The following is a 17,680-nucleotide window of genomic DNA, read 5'->3' as shown; positions in this document are numbered from 1 at the left end:
AACCGCTTTTTTCAAAATTGGATCTGATCGCTCGACAATTCGACGACTCATAGAGAAAAGAGTCACAATACAAAGAAGCTATAAAGTACTCACTAAGAATACTTGCAAGAGCCTATTCATCAGGCATTACGTCTAAACGCGCTCATACTAAGCTTGTCGGCGAATCTAACGCGAGCCCCATTCAATTATTTTTGTCATAAATCACAAAATAAATTGTGGATGTTTGAAAAGACTCTCTTAATCGGTTGTGAAATCATTGAATTTCTAGTTCGACACCATAAACTCAACGTTATATTCAGTTATCAGAGATAAACTCATGACAAAGAAAGTAATAGCAGAATTTGATTTACTGCTTATCGCAAACCAAATTATCCAATCACATGATGACTACATTGAAGGCATGCGCGCAAACAGCGTAGTAGAAAAAGACGATGTACTCATTTTCAAAGGTGAATACTTCTTAGACAACAACGGAATGCCGACAGAAAATACAACCGCGGTATTTAACATGTTTAAGTACTTGGCGCATCACCTTTCGAAAGAATTTACAATTCAGCAATAATTAAAAAGCTTGCCATCTAGGCAAGCTTTTTTGTTCCTGGACCTTTATATACTTATCATTTTTATAGACTTAGTATTTTTATAGACTCAGCATTTTCAGCTTATCGAAGTAGTCAGGGAATGTCTTGGATGTACAACCTGGATCATTGATCGTCACCGGGGTGTCACTCAAAGCAACCAATGAGAAACACATCGCCATGCGGTGATCATCGTAAGTATCAATCGCCGCGTGCGTCAGTTCAGCCACAGGGTTAACAATGATGTAGTCTTCACCCTCTTCCACCTCAGCGCCTACTTTACGTAGTTCTGTTGCCATTGCCGCTAAGCGATCCGTCTCTTTCACACGCCAGTTGTAAACATTGCGGATTGCGGTTGTTCCTTTAGCAAACAGAGCCGTTGTCGCAATTGTCATCGCCGCATCTGGAATATGGTTATAGTCCATATCAATGCCTTTTAGCTCACCACAACGAGAGATAACGTAGTCATCACCCCACTCGATTTCAGCACCCATTTTCTCAAGTGCATCAGCGAATTGGATATCACCTTGGATACTGTTTTTGCCAATACCTGTCACTTTAATCTCGCCACCTTTGATAGCAGCGGCTGCAAGGAAATATGACGCAGATGATGCATCACCTTCAACCAAGAAATCACCGGGTGCTATGTAAGATTGCCCAGTTGGAATCACAAATTCTTGGTAGTCATTGTTGATAACATCCACACCAAATTGCTTCATGATATGCAGCGTAATATCGATGTAAGGCTTAGAAACCAATTCACCTTCGATTTTGATGGTCACTTCGCCTTCAGCTAAAGGTGCAGCCATCAAAAATGCCGTCAAGAATTGACTAGAGATAGAACCATCGATAGAAACTGTACCACTCTTTAGCCCAGTACCCGTGATCTTCAGCGGTGGGTAATTTTCGTTCTCTAAGTATTCGACGTTGGCGCCGGCCTCTTGCAGAGCAGTCACTAAGTGACCAATTGGACGCTCTTTCATACGTGGCTCACCAGTAAGAACGTATTCACCGCGACCTAAACAAAGTGCAGCAGCCAATGGACGCATTGCTGTACCCGCGTTACCTAAGAAAAGCTCTAGGGCTTTGTCACTTGAGAATGCACCACCAACACCTGTCACTTCACAAACTGTTTTGTCTGCAGACAACTGATAATCAACACCTAACTGTGTTAATGCATTCAACATATGACGAATGTCATCACTGTCTAGTAAGTTTGTTAGGCGAGTTGTTCCCGTTGAAAGTGCAGCCAAAAGAAGCGCACGATTAGAAACACTTTTTGAGCCAGGTAGGTTAACTTCCCCGCTCACTTTCTGAATTGGTTGTAACGTAAGGCTTTCCATTAGTTCTTATAGTCCTTGTACCACCCGAAGTCACTGGCGCGTATTTATTTTCGGGTGATGAATAATTCTTCGTACTTGCAGACTAACGAACTTTTCCGACGAACTCCAGAGCTAATCCCCTCAATAAAGGCGATTAATTAGCCAACCAAACACATTTGTATACTAGTACACTAGATCAACTCGAACGCCATCTGAAAAATAGAGAATCCGCACATCATCACCTCTATTGAACAACATCGAATTGTCAACGTCTTGAATGATGTTAACCAGATTGTCATCCTTGGTTTTAACCAATAATTCAACGAGTTTATATTCCACCCGATATTGCGTATTGCCGCGATTACGAGCGATCCCCGCCCCCGCTACAGCACCAACCGCCGTTGCGACTTCTTTACCTGTGCCGCCACCAAACTGATTACCAACCAAACCACCAATTGCCGCACCCAACAAGGTTTCCCAACCATTCGCTTTCGACTCTACGATCTCCTGTTGGGTAATGTACCTGACCGTATCAACCTCACCGTAAACGACCTCATTCACTGGTCTGGCTTGGTTTCTGTTGTAAGCTGCATTTGCCAACATGGGCAAAACAAGTAAAATCCAAAGCAACTTCTTCATGGTAAAACTCCTAAAGACCTCTTGGTCAGTGATTAATCTGTAATGCGGTACTTATGACTATATACCTAACCGAACTTGATACTACTAGTATAGAGTTTCCTTCGCCCTTCGACGCGCTTGATGAACCCAACGGTCTACTCGCGTTCGGTGGTGATTTGTCACCCATACGAATTCTGAACGCTTATAGCCAAGGTATATTTCCATGGTATGGCCCAGGTGAGCCTATACTTTGGTGGAGCCCTGCACCGCGAGCGGTATTTAATCCTAAGACATTCGAACCGTCAAAAAGTCTTAAAAAGTTTCAAAGAAAGCACAATTACCGAGTCAGCATCAACCAAGCGACGGACAAAGTAATTGGTTATTGCTCTTCACTAAGGCCCAAAGAAGAAACCTGGCTAAACAGCGACATGCAGTCAGCCTACCGCAAACTCGCTTCATTAGGTTTCTGCCACTCGGTTGAGGTTTGGCAAGATGATGAACTGATCGGCGGACTTTACGGCTTACAAAGAGGCCAAGTCTTTTGCGGTGAATCGATGTTCAGCCTGAAGACTAATGCCTCTAAAATTGCGCTATGGTACTTTTGCGAGCACTTTACACAATTCGGCGGACAACTCATTGATTGCCAAGTCATGAACCCACACTTGGAATCCTTGGGCGCTATCGAGGTTGATAGGGATGAATTCCTGAGTTCTCTTCGATTACTCAAAGAAACGTCCGTTAACGATGCATGTTTTAAAAAACAATGGCTAAAGGAAATGCCTTAATGAATCCAGATTTACAACAAATCAGAATTGGATTAACAGACAATCACGCTTGCAGTTACTTACCCCACCTCGAAGAAAGAGTGGCAGTCACGCTTGATGAACACATGCACACCGCAGATAACTATGAAGTTCTGCTTGCGAATGGATTTCGCCGCAGTGGAACAACCATTTATAAACCACATTGCGATAATTGCTCATCGTGCCAAGCGATTCGACTGTCGATTCCCGAGGTCAAGTTTTCCAAGAGCCAACGACGAATACTCAACAAGGCCAAAGCGCTGCGTTGGGAGCTGAAAGATGAAATGGATGACAACTGGTTTGACTTGTATAGCCGCTATATAACCGCTCGCCACCGTTCGGGAACCATGTATCCACCGAAGAAAGAAGAGTTTCTGCATTTCTCTAAAAATGAATGGCTTGCTACAAAGTTCATGCACATCTATGATGAGGGGCAGTTAGTCGGCATTGCCGTTACAGACATCATGTCTCACTGTACGAGCGCGTTTTATACCTTCTTCGACCCTGATATCGACATTTCCATGGGAACTCTTGGCGTTCTATTCCAGATCCAACATGCCCAGAAAGAACAAAAACAATGGTTATATTTGGGTTATCAAATCGATGAATGCCCTGCGATGAACTATAAAGTACGATTTCAACGTCATCAAAGGCTAGTAAATCAGCGGTGGCGAGGGTAGAATACGCGACAACTTTACATATTTTGATTTTAACGGCACAATCAAGCCGTTGAAAACCGCCAAATTTCGAAAGAGGATTAGATGGCTAAAGAAGACGTAATCGAGATGCAAGGCACTGTCCTTGATACTCTACCAAACACAATGTTCCGTGTTGAGCTTGAAAACGGTCACGTAGTGACAGCACACATCTCTGGTAAAATGCGTAAGAACTACATCCGTATTCTTACTGGTGATAAAGTAACTGTTGAGATGACTCCATACGACCTTTCTAAAGGCCGCATCGTCTTCCGTGCTCGTTAATTTTTAATTACCGAATACGATAAGAAGCGGAGCCCTCAAGGCTCCGTTTTTTATCGCCTGAACTTTTTACCACTCCAACAACACCAACCTAGCATCTAGCATCTAGCATCTAGCATCTAGCATCTAGCATCTAGCAAGCATAAAAAAACGCACAACCAAAGTCATGCGTTTAATATCGTGATTAACTGTACTCAGTGCTCTTTATAAGCCGTTAGTGTTTAAGAAGTATGCCTAATGCATAACCTCTTCTTTCGCACCAACATAGATGAAATCCAGTTCGTCTTTTTTCAGAGATACTTTAACCGTACCGCCGTCAACCAAACTTCCGAACAGCAACTCATTAGCAAGAGGCTTTTTAAGCTTCTCTTGAATCACACGTCCCATCGGACGAGCGCCCATGGTCTTGTCATAGCCTCTTTCAGCTAACCAATGACGAGCATCCTCAGAAACCTCTAAAGATACACCACGAGCGTCCAGTTGGACCTGAAGCTCAACAATGAACTTATCAACAACTTGACTGATCACACTTGGATCAAGGCTGTTGAACCAGATGATATTATCAAGACGGTTACGGAACTCAGGAGTAAATACCTTCTTGATTTCACTCATTGCGTCTGGCGCATGATCTTGTTGGATCAAACCGATCGATTTCTTCTCGGTTTCTGCAACACCAGCGTTGGTCGTCATCACTAGGATCACATTGCGGAAATCTGCTTTGCGACCGTTGTTGTCGGTTAGCGTACCGTTGTCCATCACCTGTAATAACAAGTTAAAGATATCTGGGTGTGCCTTCTCGATCTCATCAAGTAGCACAACAGAGTGTGGGTTCTTGATAACAGCATCGGTTAGCAGACCACCTTGATCATAACCAACATAACCAGGAGGCGCACCGATCAAGCGGCTTACCGAGTGACGCTCGCCGTACTCAGACATATCAAAGCGCAGAAGCTCAATACCCATCAATTTAGACAGTTGAACAGTCACCTCTGTTTTACCGACACCAGTAGGGCCAGCAAACAAGAATGAACCAACAGGTTTATTGTCTGCTCCCAACCCTGCACGAGTTAGCTTGATCGCTTCGCTCAATACATCGATCGCTGGGTCTTGTCCGAATACCAACATTTTCATGCGGTCATCCAGTTTCTGCAGCGTATCTTTGTCTGAAGACGATACTGACTTCTCAGGAATACGCGCCATTTTCGCAACCATTGACTCAATATCAGCCACGCTTACCGTTTTCTTACGACGACTTGCAGGCGCCAAACGACTACGAGCACCCGCTTCATCAATAACGTCAATCGCCTTATCTGGAAGGTGACGTTCATTAATATACTTAGCAGACAACTCCACAGCGGCACGTAACGCTTTGTTGGTGTAACGTACTTCGTGGTGAGCTTCGTATTTTGGCTTCAAGCCAATCAGAATTTTGGTTGTATCATCTAGCGATGGTTCAACAATATCGATTTTCTGGAAGCGACGAGATAAAGCACGCTCCTTCTCAAAAATACTGCTGTACTCTTGGTAAGTGGTTGAGCCAATACAACGTAATTTACCGCTGCTTAATAGCGGTTTAATTAGGTTTGCCGCATCCACCTGACCACCCGATGCTGCACCCGCACCAATAATGGTATGGATCTCATCGATGAACAGGATAGCGTCTTCTTCTTTCTCGAGTTGCTTCAGAATCGCTTTAAAGCGCTTCTCAAAGTCACCACGATATTTCGTTCCCGCAAGCAATGAACCAATATCCAAAGAGTAAATCACGCTGCTCTGAATGATTTCAGGGACTTGGCCTTCAACGATGCGCCATGCAAGACCTTCAGCGATAGCAGTTTTACCCACACCCGCCTCTCCCACTAATAGAGGGTTGTTCTTACGACGACGACACAGAACTTGAACGGTACGTTCTAGCTCTTTGTCACGACCGATGAGTGGGTCAATGTTACCTTGCTTCGCTACTTCGTTAAGGTTGGTCGCAAAATTTTCTAGACGATCTTCTGAGTTAGCTTCTTCGGCATTCTCTGCACCACCAAATGAATCAGGAGATGAACCGCTATCGCCTTCATTGCTGCCTTTGGTAATACCGTGTGAAATAAAATTCACTATGTCTAAGCGGCTGATGTCGTTTTTCTTAAGAAGATATGCCGCGTGAGATTCTTGCTCACTAAAAATAGCCACAAGTACATTTGCACCTGTTACTTCGCTGCGACCTGAAGATTGAACATGAAAAACAGCGCGCTGAAGTACTCGTTGAAAGCTCAGCGTGGGCTGGGTTTCACGAGTCTCGTCGCTTTCAGGGATGAGTGGGGTCGTTTGGTCGATAAAAATATCGAGCTCATTGCGAAGAGCATCGAGATCAGCCTGACAAGCTTGGAGCGCTTCCTTGGCCGCATCATTTTCTAATAATGCTAGTAGGAGGTGTTCGACAGTCATGAATTCATGTCGCTTGTCTCGCGCACGAGAAAATGCGCCATTTAAACTCGTCTCTAATTCTTTATTTAGCATAAGTACCTCCTAAGGGAACAACAGTGTTGTTCGAGCAATTTACACTTGCTCCATTGTACATAGTAGCGGATGCTCATTTTCCTTTGAGTACATCGTTACCTGCGCTACCTTTGTTTCCGCTATTTCAGCACTGTATGTGCCACAAATAGCTTTACCTTCATAATGAACCTTGAGCATCACTTCCGTTGCTTTTTCGATATCTAGTGAGAAAAATCGCTCTAGGATCTCGATTACAAAGTCCATGGGCGTGTAGTCATCGTTATGTAATACAACGTTATACATTGCCGGTGGCTTTACTTTCGTTCTCTCTTTCTCCAGTAAATCTGAGCCTGGAGATGCCCATTCAAAGTTTCTGCTCATATTAGCTTTGCTAAGGGTTATTTTTCGGAAGTAGTGAATGTTTAGTTAACTCAAATTTACCACATTCACGCATTACGGTGTACTAAGAAACTGCACCAAGAAACAGTACCAAAAAATATTCCTCTATACTGAGCCTAATCCACCATTTCCATCGCTGCAAATAAAAGATCTCGATTAACAGGATTAACATATGTGATTGATTAAAAAGACACCACAACTATTGATGGTGACGATAAGATCGTCGTTAAGTTACTATTTAGTTAATAGTATGCAGCCAATCTCGAATGTGATTTGTTATTAAAATTGATCATTTTTATACCAATTTGCTATTGACTGTACTCAATCATTAGCTACATTGGAGCTAAAAGGTTTTTCTGATACAACTTCGTAACACGATTCTAAACCTAGTAATAAGCGTTAAAAATTTATAATAAGGAATAATTACGCAGGGTAGCGTTAATTTCCGTAAGCAATGTATGAGATTCAAGCTATCAGCTGAAATTGTTTAGTTGATAGGAATAATATCAATCGAACTTACATTGATTTGATATAACAACGTTAGTAACAAAATGCATGAGGGATGTATAGCATGGCTACAGGTACAGTAAAATGGTTTAACAATGCCAAAGGGTTTGGTTTTATTTGTCCAGAAGGTGAAGATGGCGATATTTTCGCGCACTACTCCACAATACAAATGGAAGGTTATCGAACCTTAAAGGCAGGTCAACAGGTCGATTATGAAGTAGAAAGTGGACCTAAAGGCTCCCATGCTAGCTCCGTTGTTCCTGTAGAAGGCAGCGCCGTAAAATAGGCGATTGCCAAACATGTAGACCTCTATCAGTCTTAATAAACGACTGTCAGGTAAGCAGAACATTGAAACCGCTCATTTCATACCTGTAATACAGGCTTAAATGGGCGGTTTTTCGATCTGAGAGCTAAAAGCTATTCACCAGTACAAATCGTCCGAGAGATCCCTTTAGCAGGTCTAGGTCTAGGTCTAGGTCTAGGTCTAGGTCTAGGAAGCATTATGAATAAAAAAAGACGCTTTAACGTTATCATTAAAGCGTCTTTCGTTTTGACTTTATCTGTGACTTAACTGCCAGACCAAGCAACTCGTTAGTAAATCATGTTCATGACTTACTAACGATGAGTCCAATCACTATGCGTCAATAAATGCGTTTAGCGTTGAGCTTGGGCGCATTAGTGATGAAACCAATGCATCATCAAGTAGGTAATAACCGCCTAAGTCGCCAGCTGGACCTTGAGCGTTATTCAGCTCAGCAACAATAGCTTCTTCACTTTCAGCCAATTGAGTTGCAACACCTGCGAACTCAGCAGCAAGGTCAGCGTCAACCGTTTGCTCAGCCAGCGCTTTCGCCCAGTATGCTGCAAGGTAGTAGTGGCTACCACGGTTATCAAGCTCACCCACTCGACGTGAAGGAGACTTGTTGTTATCTAGGAATTCACCCGTCGCTTTATCAAGCGCGTCAGCGAGAACTTGTGCCTTAGCATTCCCCGTTACTACGCTTAGGTGCTCTAGAGATGCCGCTAGTGCCAAGAACTCACCAAGAGAGTCCCAACGCAGGTGGTTTTCTTTCTCTACTTGTTGAACATGCTTAGGCGCAGAACCGCCAGCACCTGTTTCAAACAGGCCGCCACCGTTCATAAGTGGAACAATCGATAGCATTTTAGCTGACGTACCAAGCTCTAGAATCGGGAACAAATCCGTTAGGTAATCACGTAATACGTTACCTGTAACCGAAATAGTATCTAGGCCTTCTTTGATACGAACCAGTGAGTACTGAGTTGCTTCTAAAGGAGCAAGGATCTTAATTTCAAGACCATCGGTATCATATTCAGGAAGGTAAGCGTCAACTTTCTTAATAAGCTGAGCATCATGCGCGCGAGACGCGTCTAGCCAGAATACTGCAGGAACACCCGAAGCACGAGCACGAGTTACCGCTAGCTTAACCCAGTCTTGAATCGGTGCATCTTTAACCTGACACATACGGAAGATATCACCTTCCTCTACGTCTTGCTCTAGAAGCACAACGCCTGAAGCGTCAACAACTTGAACCTGACCAGCAGCTTCAAGGATAAAAGTCTTATCGTGAGAACCGTACTCTTCGGCTTTTTGAGCCATCAAGCCAACGTTTGGTACACTACCCATTGTTGTTGGATCGAAAGCACCATTCTCTTTGCAGAAATCAATAACTGCTTGGTAGATGCTTGCGTAGCTGCGATCAGGAATCATAGCTTTCGTGTCTTTTTGCTTACCTTCTGGATCCCACATTTGACCTGAAGAACGCAGCATTGCAGGCATAGATGCATCAACAATGATGTCGCTTGGAACGTGTAGGTTAGTAATGCCGCGATCCGAATCAACCATCGCTAGTGGTGGTTGAGTCTCGTATACCGCTTGTAGGTCAGCTTCAATCGCTTCTTTCTGCTCTTGAGGAAGCGCAGCAATTTTTGCGTATACATCGCCGATGCCGTTGTTTACATCAACACCAAGCTCTTCAAACAGTTGACCGTGCTTAGCGAATACGTCTTTGTAGTAAACCTTAACTGCATGACCAAAGATCACAGGGTCAGATACTTTCATCATCGTCGCTTTCATGTGAAGAGAAAGCAGTACACCTTGCTCTTTAGCTGATGCGATCTCTTTCTCGAAGAACGCAACCAAAGCGGCCTTGTTCATCACTGACGCATCAATGATCTCTTTATCTTGCAATGCAAAAGCGGGCTTCAGAGTTTTCTTCGCACCATCTTTACCAACGAATTCAATGCTAACTTCTGTAGCACCTTCAATTGTTACTGACTTTTCGCTGCCGAAGAAGTCTTTGTCGTCCATACTTGAAACGTGCGACTTAGAATCCGCAGACCAAGCACCCATTGAGTGTGGGTTCTTCTTCGCGTAGTTTTTAACAGAAAGTGGAGCACGGCGATCCGAGTTACCTTCACGTAACACAGGGTTTACAGCACTGCCTTTGATTTTATCGTAAGTCGCTTTAACGGCTTTCTCTTCGTCAGTGTTTGCTTCTTCTGGGTAATTAGGAAGTGCGTAACCTTTTGACTGAAGCTCTTTGATTGTTGCTTGAAGTTGAGGAACAGATGCAGAGATATTTGGAAGCTTGATGATGTTCGCTTCAGGTGTCTTAGCTAACTCACCTAATTCTGCTAATGCATCACCAATACGTTGCTCTTCGTTCAGGTAGTCAGGGAAGTTGGCAATAATGCGCCCTGCAAGTGAAATGTCGCGAGTATCAACGTTAATACCAGAAGAAGCCGTAAAAGATTGAATGATAGGCAGCAGAGAGTAAGTTGCTAGCGCCGGAGCTTCATCAGTAATGGTATAGATGATCGTTGGTTTTTCAGTAGGCATGAAATTTCCCTATAGTTCTTACAAGCTCACTTAAAGCAGTGAGAGTGTTATAAATTGACCAGTAAGCCACTCTGAGAGTGAAAACTGCTTACTCGATAGTCGTACTCTATCTTATTTTTCATGCAATCTTGATGACAGCATGAGCCAAATCCGTGAGTGCATTGTTTTAATAAAAGAGCCAGTTATAATAAAACACGAAGGTATAATTAAACAAATCAGGCTTAAGAGTCCATCAACTTGTTCTATTTTGTGTCTTTTAGGCGCGCAAATGATAGCTCAATTCCGTTTCTATGAAAACTTTTCGGCACACTTCGTTTACATTTTTGCAAGGTAGTTAACATGTCTACTCGCTCACGCAGCGCATCTCGTTCAGACAAACCGGCTCGTTCTGGTACCACATTAAAACAAAGCGGTAATAGACAGAATCAACACAGTGGCAAAAATGACACTGGCAGTTCACACAAAAAACCGCACTCCAGCAAACACCGATATAAAGGCAAACCTACCAACGCAAAGCCTAAGGTAGCGCCCGAAGATCGCAAAGTGATTCTATTCAACAAACCTTTTGATACTCTCAGCCAGTTCACTGATGGCGAAGGTAGAAAAACGCTAGCGGATTTTATTCCCGTAAAAGATGTTTATGCTGCTGGTCGCTTAGATCGAGATAGTGAAGGTTTATTGGTCTTGACCAATGATGGCATCTTTCAAGCTAAGTTGACTCAGCCGAACTCAAAATCGACCAAGACTTACTGGGTACAGGTTGAAGGTGCGCCTTCTGAGAAAGATTTAGATAAATTGAGAAAAGGTGTTGAGCTAAAAGATGGTATGACATTGCCTGCAGAAGTAGAAGTGATGCAAGAACCTCAGGTTTGGGAAAGAACTCCTCCTGTGCGCTTCAGAGCGGCGATACCAACAACATGGTTAGCGATTACCATCATCGAAGGACGTAACCGTCAGGTAAGACGAATGACGGCAAACATAGGCTTCCCTACCCTGCGTCTAATCCGCTACTCAATGGGCAATATGGATGTGGGTCAGCTTCAGCCAGGTGAATGGAAAGAGATTTAGCTGTTACTGATACAGAAAAAGTATCGATACAGAAAAAGTACTAATATAGCAAAAGCGAGACTCTTATTAGTCTCGCTTTTTTTGTAGATGAAGATTGATTACTCTTGGTCAATCATCCATTTACGGAATTCTTTACGTTCTTGCTTAGAAGCTTTGATGTACCAAGCCTGCAATTGCTCAATATTCTGAGTCTCAGCCAGTTTCACTGGTTTCTGAGCTTTGCCGCTTGTCTGTGCTGTCGTATTATCTACCACAGAAGTTAATACTACCGCTTCAGCTGGCTTATCAAGTAACACGCCATCTTTAAAATAGACTGCCTTACTTGCATTGTACTCAGCCAGTCGAGACTCTAGCCCGCCAAATGGCGCAAAACCGGGTTTGCGTTCAATAACATCTTGCTGATATTTAACAGTCACATCATCCTGAAAAACTACCCATGATGGATTCACAGCTTCAAAGGTCTTCTCCGCTTCCATATAGCTACGTACTTTTGGAGCCTTAATTTCAACCTCTTCACCAGTAACATCAAAATTCAATACATAAGGTGCCGAAGAGTAAACACCGCTGTTACCAAATTTTTTATCAAAGCGAACTAAAACCTGGTTAAAACCTTCATTAATCTGATTTTCACTGATTTTATTCGGAGCTGCTTGACCATTAATGTATAGGATAGATACGCCTTTCTGAGGCGTTAGGGTTGCCGCACTTACACTGCCAATAACAGTTGTAAATAAACCTAAAACTAGTAATGCTTTCTTCATCATGTCTCTCTTTCAAATCGAATAAACTACTCTTTATACTAACAAAAAAGCCACCCTAAGGTGGCTTTTTTTCTAAAACTCGATTACGAGGTCATTAGAATGATGCTTCAACACCAATTGCTAGACCGTTATCAGCTTTGTATGTAGCTTTATCATCTGAATCGATACCACCAACTTCCGCGTACACTTTAGTGTTAGGTGCGATTGCGTAAGTAGAGTTAACGAACCAACGATCTTCGTCTTTAAGATCTACATCGTGGTCACCGATTGAGTAACCAGTGTTGAAGCCCCAAAGACCCATAGTGTAACCCGCAGCAAATGCGATTGTTGCGTTGTCATCGTTCGCTGTATCAGAGTTTACACCGTAGTATGCTGTAGATAGGTAAACGTTCTCGATACCAGAGAATACTAGTTCAGCACCGTAACCTTGGTGATCGCCTTTTGCCACGTTTGTGTCGAAATCAGCAACGAAAGCAGAAATATCAAAATCAGCAAAACGGTAACCCATACGAGCGTCGAAGTACTCAGTATCTTTACCTTTCTCTTCTTTGTTGTTTGCGCCACTTACTTTGTCTTGTACGTAACCTAGAGTTGCGTAAAGAGCACCATTGTCGTAGTCGTAACGAACAGCTTCGTCAGCACACTCGTTAGTTGCATTATCTAGAAGTGTAGAGATGCCGTAAGCTTCATCTTTACCAATGCCTAGATCATCAACAGCAGTACATAGGCGACCAAACTTAATTGAACCTAGAGTATCGTTGTATGCTGCTACGTATGTATCACCGTTACGAGTTTTTTCAGCATTTGCGTTCTCAGAACCGTTGAATTCCCAGTAAGCGCCTACTTTCCACTCTTCGTTTACCATGTACTTGATATCAAAACCGAAGTCAGCATCTTCGATTTTTTGTTCCATTGAAGAACCTTTTTTGTACTCGTTGCTGTATACAACTTCGATGTCGCCTTTAAGGTCAACAGAAACGCCGTCTTGGTTGTAAATTTCGATTGCTGCGTTTGCAGAACCAGCTGCTGTCATAACTGCTAGAGCTAATAGAGTCTTTTTCATAATAAATCCACTGCCTTTTCTAAGAATGGGAGATCCTTGCCCGGTTCCCTTTTATTTTTTATGACTGGTCATTACTACTCTTTGGTAGTTAATCACCGCCACTAAATTTCGTGGTCTAGATTGCAAAAGATTATCCTGCGTGTCAAATAAACTAAAAACAAACCTAAAAAAAACAAAAATACATAAAAATCATAGGTTTACATTTTTTTTCATCATTTTACGAGCAACTTACCCTTAAATTTAAAGGGAAATATAATAGCCCAAATAAAGAACAATTCAGTATAATACTCCACTCACTTAGGTTTAAATCGCCATTCACAGAACTTAACGCCTGCATCGTGCGATTTTTTAATATATATATTTCGTAACATAAATAAAATCGTTAAGTTCCTGAAGGTTCAGTTTTTTTTTGTGAACGAGATCTACCTTTGATTCAAAAGCAAGCTATTTTGCGGTAAATGTACCGACTAGTGATATGTGCTACTATCCTCGCTCCGTTACGTAGGTCACAGTATGCTAACTACTAAAATTCAAAATTCTATACGCACCAGTTATCAAAACCTCCAAGATCAGTTGGATAACTTTGTACCTCGACGTGCTCAAAATTACCTTGTTGCAGAAATAGCGAAGACACTTTGTGGTCAATATCACAAAAGTAATCGCATGATTGTTGCTGAAGCTGGTACCGGGATCGGGAAGTCACTGGCTTATTTAATGGCAACAATTCCTGTCGCCGTGCTCAATAATCGAAAAATCGTCATTTCAACAGCGACCGTTGCGCTACAAGAACAGCTCGTCAATAAAGATCTCCCTCTATATAGACGACTTACTGATAGAGAGTTTTCTTTCATCTTAGCGAAAGGAAGGCAGCGTTATTGTTGTACAGAGAAGTTGGCCGCTGCGTGTGGGGTTGATGGTGGTCAAATGGCCATGTTCGAGTCCAAACCAAAAAAGAAAGACATCGAACAACTCCAAACCATGTACCGCAGCCTAACCCAAGGTAAATGGGATGGCGACCGTGATTCGTGGCCAAAACCTATCGACAACATGATTTGGCAGATGATCGTCAGTGATAAGCACAGCTGTAACAACAGTATGCCTACGCACAGAGACTGCCCTTTCCAAAAAGCGCGCTCAGAGCTAGATAAAGCAGACGTTATTATCGCCAATCACAGTTTGGTTATGGCTGATGCGGACCTAGGCGGCGGTGTGATACTGCCAGAACCAGAAAATAGCATCTATATATTTGATGAAGCTCACCACTTGCCACACGTAGCAAGAGATCACTCCTCTGCTGCCGCAAGCTTAAAAGGTGCGGCCTCTTGGTTAGAGCGTTTGAATCAATCGATCACTAAGCTTTCAGGGCTAGCAGACGAGAAACGTGTTCATAGATTTAGAAATGAGTTGCAAGACTCAGTACAACAACTGATCCCGACTCTGACTCAAATGAGCAAACAGTTTGACGCTAACCACTTTGAAGATGGCTTGTATCGCTTCGAGCATGGCGACTTACCTGAATGGTTAGAAAGTGAATCGAAAGATCTCAAACAATTAACGCAAAAGGCGAGCCAAGCCGTAGCAAAAATTGCAGACTTGATTGCAGAACGAGTTAAAGACGGAGAGCTTTCAGCAAAGCTTGCAGAGCCTGCGCTTGCCGAAATTGGCTTTTATATACAAAGAACAGAAAACCTTGCTCAAGTTTGGCGATTAATGGCTGAACCTAAGAGAGAAAAAGGGGCGCCTTTGGCTCGCTGGCTTGAATTAAGCAAAGAAAGCGAGGGGGACTTTGTTGTTAATGTCTCACCATTAGAAGTCGGTTGGCAACTGGACCAACAGATTTGGAGTCGTTGTGTTGGTGCAGTGTTAGTATCTGCGACCATGAGAGCACTCAACTCTTTCAGCTTTTTTTGTCATCAATCAGGTATCAGCCAAAAAGCAGAAGATGGCGTACAATTTCTTGCTTTGGCATCGCCGTTTGATTATCAGAACCAAGCTGAATTAGTGGTACCTGCAATGAAGTACGAACCACAAGCACCTCAGTTTACCGAATATCTTATTGAAATTTTGCCTAAGGTAATAGAAGACAACAAAGCCAATCTCATTCTATTCTCTTCTTATTGGCAAATGAACCAAGTGGCAGAAGCTTTGGCAACAGATTTCGTTAAAAAGTCGTGGGCGTTACAGGTTCAGGGGGATACCTCACGAACTGAAATCCTAAAAAAACATAAAAAGCTCATAGACCAAGGTAAAACAAGCGTTCTTTTTGGAACGGGTAGCTTTTCTGAAGGTCTTGATCTACCTGGCGAGCTGCTTGAAAACCTTGTTATTACCAAGATTCCTTTTGGTGTTCCTACCTCACCTGTAGAGCGGGCACATTCAGAATATATTGAATCTCGTGGCGGTAATCCGTTTATGCAGATTACTGTTCCAGAAGCGAGTAAAAAGCTTATTCAATCTGTGGGTAGATTACTGCGTAAAGAACGAGATTCTGGTAAAGTCACGATCCTTGATAGACGCATAGTCACGAAGCGATACGGAAAGTCCCTACTCGATTCGCTACCGCCTTTTAAAAGAACAATAAAATACTAATTTTTCTACCCTCGTGGTAGTTATGGGCCTGCCATCGCTAGGCCCTTGCATTCACAACCCAGCATGACTAATCCCTCGATTCTTCATGTGGCTGCCCGAACAGCCGATAACGAGAACACTAGCTATTTATGGAAATGATTGAGCCAACCATGTTGGTCATACTTGCCTTGGTTGCATTTGCTGCAGGCTTTATTGATGCTGTCGCCGGTGGCGGAGGAATGTTAACTGTACCAGCTTTGCTATCGCTTGGTTTACCACCACACATTGCACTCGGTACTAATAAGCTGGCCGCAACATTCGCCTCATCAACAGCCGCTTTTACTTACTATCGCAAGAAGCTGTTCAAACCTGAATGTTGGGTCAATGCTTTCATATCTACTTTAATAGGTGCAACAATCGGCACCCTGACTGTTGATGCCATAAGCACAGAGTGGTTAGAGAAGGTATTACCGCTAGTCATTCTTGCAGCAGCGGTCTATACCATTTTTCATAAGACTCCAGATGTGAGCCATAATGTGTCTCCTAAACCGTGCCCGGTACTCAAGAGAAAGCAAAAGTACCAAGGATTCATTCTCGGCTTTTATGATGGTGTTGCAGGCCCAGGAACCGGCGCTTTTTGGACTGTGAGCTCGATGGCGCTTTATCGTCTCAATATCTTACTTGCTTCAGGTCTATCTAAAGCCATGAACTTTACCAGTAACTTTACGTCTTTGGTTACCTTCGCAATTCTTGGTCATATTGATTGGGTTCTTGGTTTAACTATGGGTCTTTGTTTGATGGCTGGAGCATTTGTTGGGGCACATTCTGCTATTCGTTTCGGTGCTACATTTATACGACCTGTTTTTGTTACTGTTGTAAGCGTACTTGCGATTAAGCTGGCTTACGAAGCGTGGTTTGTAACCTTATAGCCCAGTCGCCCAAGGTAAGTAAAATGAATCATTTCTCTAAATTAAAAAGCGTCATTGATACCTTAATTGGCCATTGCTCGCAGGTTGATAAATCTCGAGGGGCTTATCATCAAGCCTTGTTCGATAGAACCTTGTTTAAGTGCAGCTCTTCTATTTTACTGCCCTACGCACTCGAAACTCAGGCAACGTACAACACTATTGTTCGAGAACAAGCGACAAACCAACTTACTGCTTCTCGGGCCAACTACCTGACAGAAAAACTCACTAATCAGATAGCTGCAATCCAAAGAGAACTAGCCAACCATGATTTAAGGTTAGATCGAAAAAGTAAGTCAGGAAAAAACCTTAACGACCTATACAACGAACTCGCTCAGCACCAGGATTGGCAAAAGCGACTGGTCGATTTAGTACGAGTACGCAAGTTAGCGTTTGATTCTGCGCCTCGCCACAGTAAGAAAAAAGCGGACGAGGCTTGGCAATTAGCAAAAGAACGATTAGAACGCTGCGAAGACTCAATGAAAAATATTGAAAGACTGATTAACTTAGAGAACCCCAAGCGAAATGAACACTGATAACCCATCATCACCACTGGATAACGCCCCAGAAGAAGTTAAGTTAGCTGTCGACCTGATCTATCTGCTCGAAAGCAACGAAATCGACCCAAAGGTTGCGTTAGAAGCAATTAAGATTGTCCAACAAGATTTACAAGCCAAACTAGCATCTAGCATCTAGCATCTAGC

General features: G+C 43.0%; 17 protein-coding genes. 10 read left to right on the top strand and 7 right to left on the bottom strand.

Annotated features, from left to right (window positions below; genetic code table 11):
* Window positions 1-316: 316 nt before the first annotated feature.
* The gene (locus ACED60_RS15630) at window positions 317-562 is read left to right on the top strand and encodes a YciN family protein (RefSeq protein ID WP_009846345.1); all 246 of its coding nucleotides are present in this window, start codon (window positions 317-319) and stop codon (window positions 560-562) included.
* Window positions 563-640: 78 nt separating this feature from the next.
* On the opposite strand, the gene aroA is transcribed toward ACED60_RS15630, so the two are convergent.
* A complete protein-coding gene (gene aroA / locus ACED60_RS15625) occupies window positions 641-1,921 on the bottom strand; it encodes a 3-phosphoshikimate 1-carboxyvinyltransferase (protein WP_017097711.1) in 1,281 nt (426 codons plus the stop codon).
* A 162-nt stretch (window positions 1,922-2,083) separates the two neighbouring features.
* Window positions 2,084-2,539 (bottom strand): glycine zipper 2TM domain-containing protein, encoded by a 456-nt coding sequence (locus tag ACED60_RS15620; protein WP_009846343.1) that lies wholly within the window; start codon window positions 2,537-2,539, stop codon window positions 2,084-2,086.
* Window positions 2,540-2,592: 53 nt separating this feature from the next.
* On the opposite strand from ACED60_RS15620, the gene aat reads away from it, so the two are divergent.
* The 3 genes from aat (at window position 2,593) to infA (ending at window position 4,301) form a co-directional block, all read left to right on the top strand.
* Complete coding sequence (gene aat, locus ACED60_RS15615) at window positions 2,593-3,303, top strand: leucyl/phenylalanyl-tRNA--protein transferase (RefSeq protein ID WP_009846342.1); 711 nt, start codon at window positions 2,593-2,595, stop codon at window positions 3,301-3,303.
* Entirely contained in the window at window positions 3,303-4,001 is a 699-nt protein-coding gene (locus ACED60_RS15610; RefSeq protein ID WP_029223914.1) for an arginyltransferase, read from the top strand. Before aat ends, ACED60_RS15610 begins: the two co-directional genes overlap by 1 nt.
* An 81-nt stretch (window positions 4,002-4,082) precedes the next feature.
* Window positions 4,083-4,301: a translation initiation factor IF-1 gene (gene infA / locus ACED60_RS15605; protein WP_001040192.1), complete on the top strand. Its 219-nt coding sequence runs from the start codon at window positions 4,083-4,085 to the stop codon at window positions 4,299-4,301.
* Window positions 4,302-4,532: 231 nt separating this feature from the next.
* On the opposite strand, the gene clpA is transcribed toward infA, so the two are convergent.
* Window positions 4,533-6,806 carry an ATP-dependent Clp protease ATP-binding subunit ClpA gene (gene clpA / locus ACED60_RS15600; protein ID WP_012603605.1) on the bottom strand — a complete coding sequence of 758 codons (2,274 nt, stop codon included), beginning with the start codon at window positions 6,804-6,806 and terminating at the stop codon, window positions 4,533-4,535.
* A 39-nt stretch (window positions 6,807-6,845) separates the two neighbouring features.
* Window positions 6,846-7,166, bottom strand: a complete 321-nt coding sequence (gene clpS, locus ACED60_RS15595; protein WP_009846337.1) for an ATP-dependent Clp protease adapter ClpS — start codon at window positions 7,164-7,166, stop codon at window positions 6,846-6,848.
* Window positions 7,167-7,755: 589 nt separating this feature from the next.
* On the opposite strand from clpS, the gene cspD reads away from it, so the two are divergent.
* Window positions 7,756-7,977, top strand: coding sequence for a cold shock domain-containing protein CspD (cspD, locus tag ACED60_RS15590; RefSeq protein ID WP_009846336.1), 222 nt, complete (start codon window positions 7,756-7,758; stop codon window positions 7,975-7,977).
* Between the two features lie 348 nt (window positions 7,978-8,325).
* Here the strand turns inward: cspD and ACED60_RS15585 are convergent, their stop codons facing one another.
* The gene (locus ACED60_RS15585) at window positions 8,326-10,551 is read right to left on the bottom strand and encodes an NADP-dependent isocitrate dehydrogenase (RefSeq protein ID WP_009846335.1); all 2,226 of its coding nucleotides are present in this window, start codon (window positions 10,549-10,551) and stop codon (window positions 8,326-8,328) included.
* A gap of 339 nt (window positions 10,552-10,890) precedes the next feature.
* On the opposite strand from ACED60_RS15585, the gene ACED60_RS15580 reads away from it, so the two are divergent.
* Window positions 10,891-11,619 (top strand): pseudouridine synthase, encoded by a 729-nt coding sequence (locus ACED60_RS15580; RefSeq protein ID WP_280603841.1) that lies wholly within the window; start codon window positions 10,891-10,893, stop codon window positions 11,617-11,619.
* Window positions 11,620-11,717: 98 nt separating this feature from the next.
* Here ACED60_RS15580 and ACED60_RS15575 read toward each other — a convergent pair whose 3' ends face one another.
* Window positions 11,718-12,380, bottom strand: a complete 663-nt coding sequence (locus ACED60_RS15575; protein WP_009846333.1) for a DUF2057 domain-containing protein — start codon at window positions 12,378-12,380, stop codon at window positions 11,718-11,720.
* Between the two features lie 94 nt (window positions 12,381-12,474).
* Window positions 12,475-13,443 carry a porin gene (locus ACED60_RS15570; protein ID WP_371727939.1) on the bottom strand — a complete coding sequence of 323 codons (969 nt, stop codon included), beginning with the start codon at window positions 13,441-13,443 and terminating at the stop codon, window positions 12,475-12,477.
* 513 nt (window positions 13,444-13,956) lie between these two features.
* Here ACED60_RS15570 and dinG point away from each other — a divergent pair.
* The 4 genes from dinG (at window position 13,957) to rsmS (ending at window position 17,672) form a co-directional block, all read left to right on the top strand.
* Window positions 13,957-16,032, top strand: coding sequence for an ATP-dependent DNA helicase DinG (dinG, locus tag ACED60_RS15565; RefSeq protein ID WP_122053536.1), 2,076 nt, complete (start codon window positions 13,957-13,959; stop codon window positions 16,030-16,032).
* Between the two features lie 128 nt (window positions 16,033-16,160).
* Complete coding sequence (locus ACED60_RS15560; RefSeq protein WP_009846330.1) at window positions 16,161-16,940, top strand: TSUP family transporter; 780 nt, start codon at window positions 16,161-16,163, stop codon at window positions 16,938-16,940.
* A 23-nt stretch (window positions 16,941-16,963) separates the two neighbouring features.
* Complete coding sequence (locus ACED60_RS15555) at window positions 16,964-17,512, top strand: primosomal replication protein (protein ID WP_009846329.1); 549 nt, start codon at window positions 16,964-16,966, stop codon at window positions 17,510-17,512.
* A complete protein-coding gene (gene rsmS / locus ACED60_RS15550; RefSeq protein WP_009846328.1) occupies window positions 17,502-17,672 on the top strand; it encodes a pleiotropic regulatory protein RsmS in 171 nt (56 codons plus the stop codon). The genes ACED60_RS15555 and rsmS overlap by 11 nt, the downstream gene beginning before the upstream one ends.
* Window positions 17,673-17,680 lie beyond the last annotated feature (8 nt).

Source organism: Vibrio sp. 1F279, assembly GCF_041439815.1.
Taxonomy (GTDB): domain Bacteria; phylum Pseudomonadota; class Gammaproteobacteria; order Enterobacterales; family Vibrionaceae; genus Vibrio; species Vibrio tasmaniensis_A.
The sequence above is the reverse complement of the archived record's forward strand: the minus strand, read 5'-3'. Positions and strand labels throughout refer to the sequence as shown.

Coding starts and splice junctions, on each gene's coding strand:
- ACED60_RS15630 (WP_009846345.1), top strand. CDS start 317: ATGACAAAGAAAGTAATAGCAGAATTTGATTTACTGCTTATCGCAAAC.
- aroA (WP_017097711.1), bottom strand. CDS start 1,921: ATGGAAAGCCTTACGTTACAACCAATTCAGAAAGTGAGCGGGGAAGTT.
- ACED60_RS15620 (WP_009846343.1), bottom strand. CDS start 2,539: ATGAAGAAGTTGCTTTGGATTTTACTTGTTTTGCCCATGTTGGCAAAT.
- aat (WP_009846342.1), top strand. CDS start 2,593: ATGACTATATACCTAACCGAACTTGATACTACTAGTATAGAGTTTCCT.
- ACED60_RS15610 (WP_029223914.1), top strand. CDS start 3,303: ATGAATCCAGATTTACAACAAATCAGAATTGGATTAACAGACAATCAC.
- infA (WP_001040192.1), top strand. CDS start 4,083: ATGGCTAAAGAAGACGTAATCGAGATGCAAGGCACTGTCCTTGATACT.
- clpA (WP_012603605.1), bottom strand. CDS start 6,806: ATGCTAAATAAAGAATTAGAGACGAGTTTAAATGGCGCATTTTCTCGT.
- clpS (WP_009846337.1), bottom strand. CDS start 7,166: ATGAGCAGAAACTTTGAATGGGCATCTCCAGGCTCAGATTTACTGGAG.
- cspD (WP_009846336.1), top strand. CDS start 7,756: ATGGCTACAGGTACAGTAAAATGGTTTAACAATGCCAAAGGGTTTGGT.
- ACED60_RS15585 (WP_009846335.1), bottom strand. CDS start 10,551: ATGCCTACTGAAAAACCAACGATCATCTATACCATTACTGATGAAGCT.
- ACED60_RS15580 (WP_280603841.1), top strand. CDS start 10,891: ATGTCTACTCGCTCACGCAGCGCATCTCGTTCAGACAAACCGGCTCGT.
- ACED60_RS15575 (WP_009846333.1), bottom strand. CDS start 12,380: ATGAAGAAAGCATTACTAGTTTTAGGTTTATTTACAACTGTTATTGGC.
- ACED60_RS15570 (WP_371727939.1), bottom strand. CDS start 13,443: ATGAAAAAGACTCTATTAGCTCTAGCAGTTATGACAGCAGCTGGTTCT.
- dinG (WP_122053536.1), top strand. CDS start 13,957: ATGCTAACTACTAAAATTCAAAATTCTATACGCACCAGTTATCAAAAC.
- ACED60_RS15560 (WP_009846330.1), top strand. CDS start 16,161: ATGGAAATGATTGAGCCAACCATGTTGGTCATACTTGCCTTGGTTGCA.
- ACED60_RS15555 (WP_009846329.1), top strand. CDS start 16,964: ATGAATCATTTCTCTAAATTAAAAAGCGTCATTGATACCTTAATTGGC.
- rsmS (WP_009846328.1), top strand. CDS start 17,502: ATGAACACTGATAACCCATCATCACCACTGGATAACGCCCCAGAAGAA.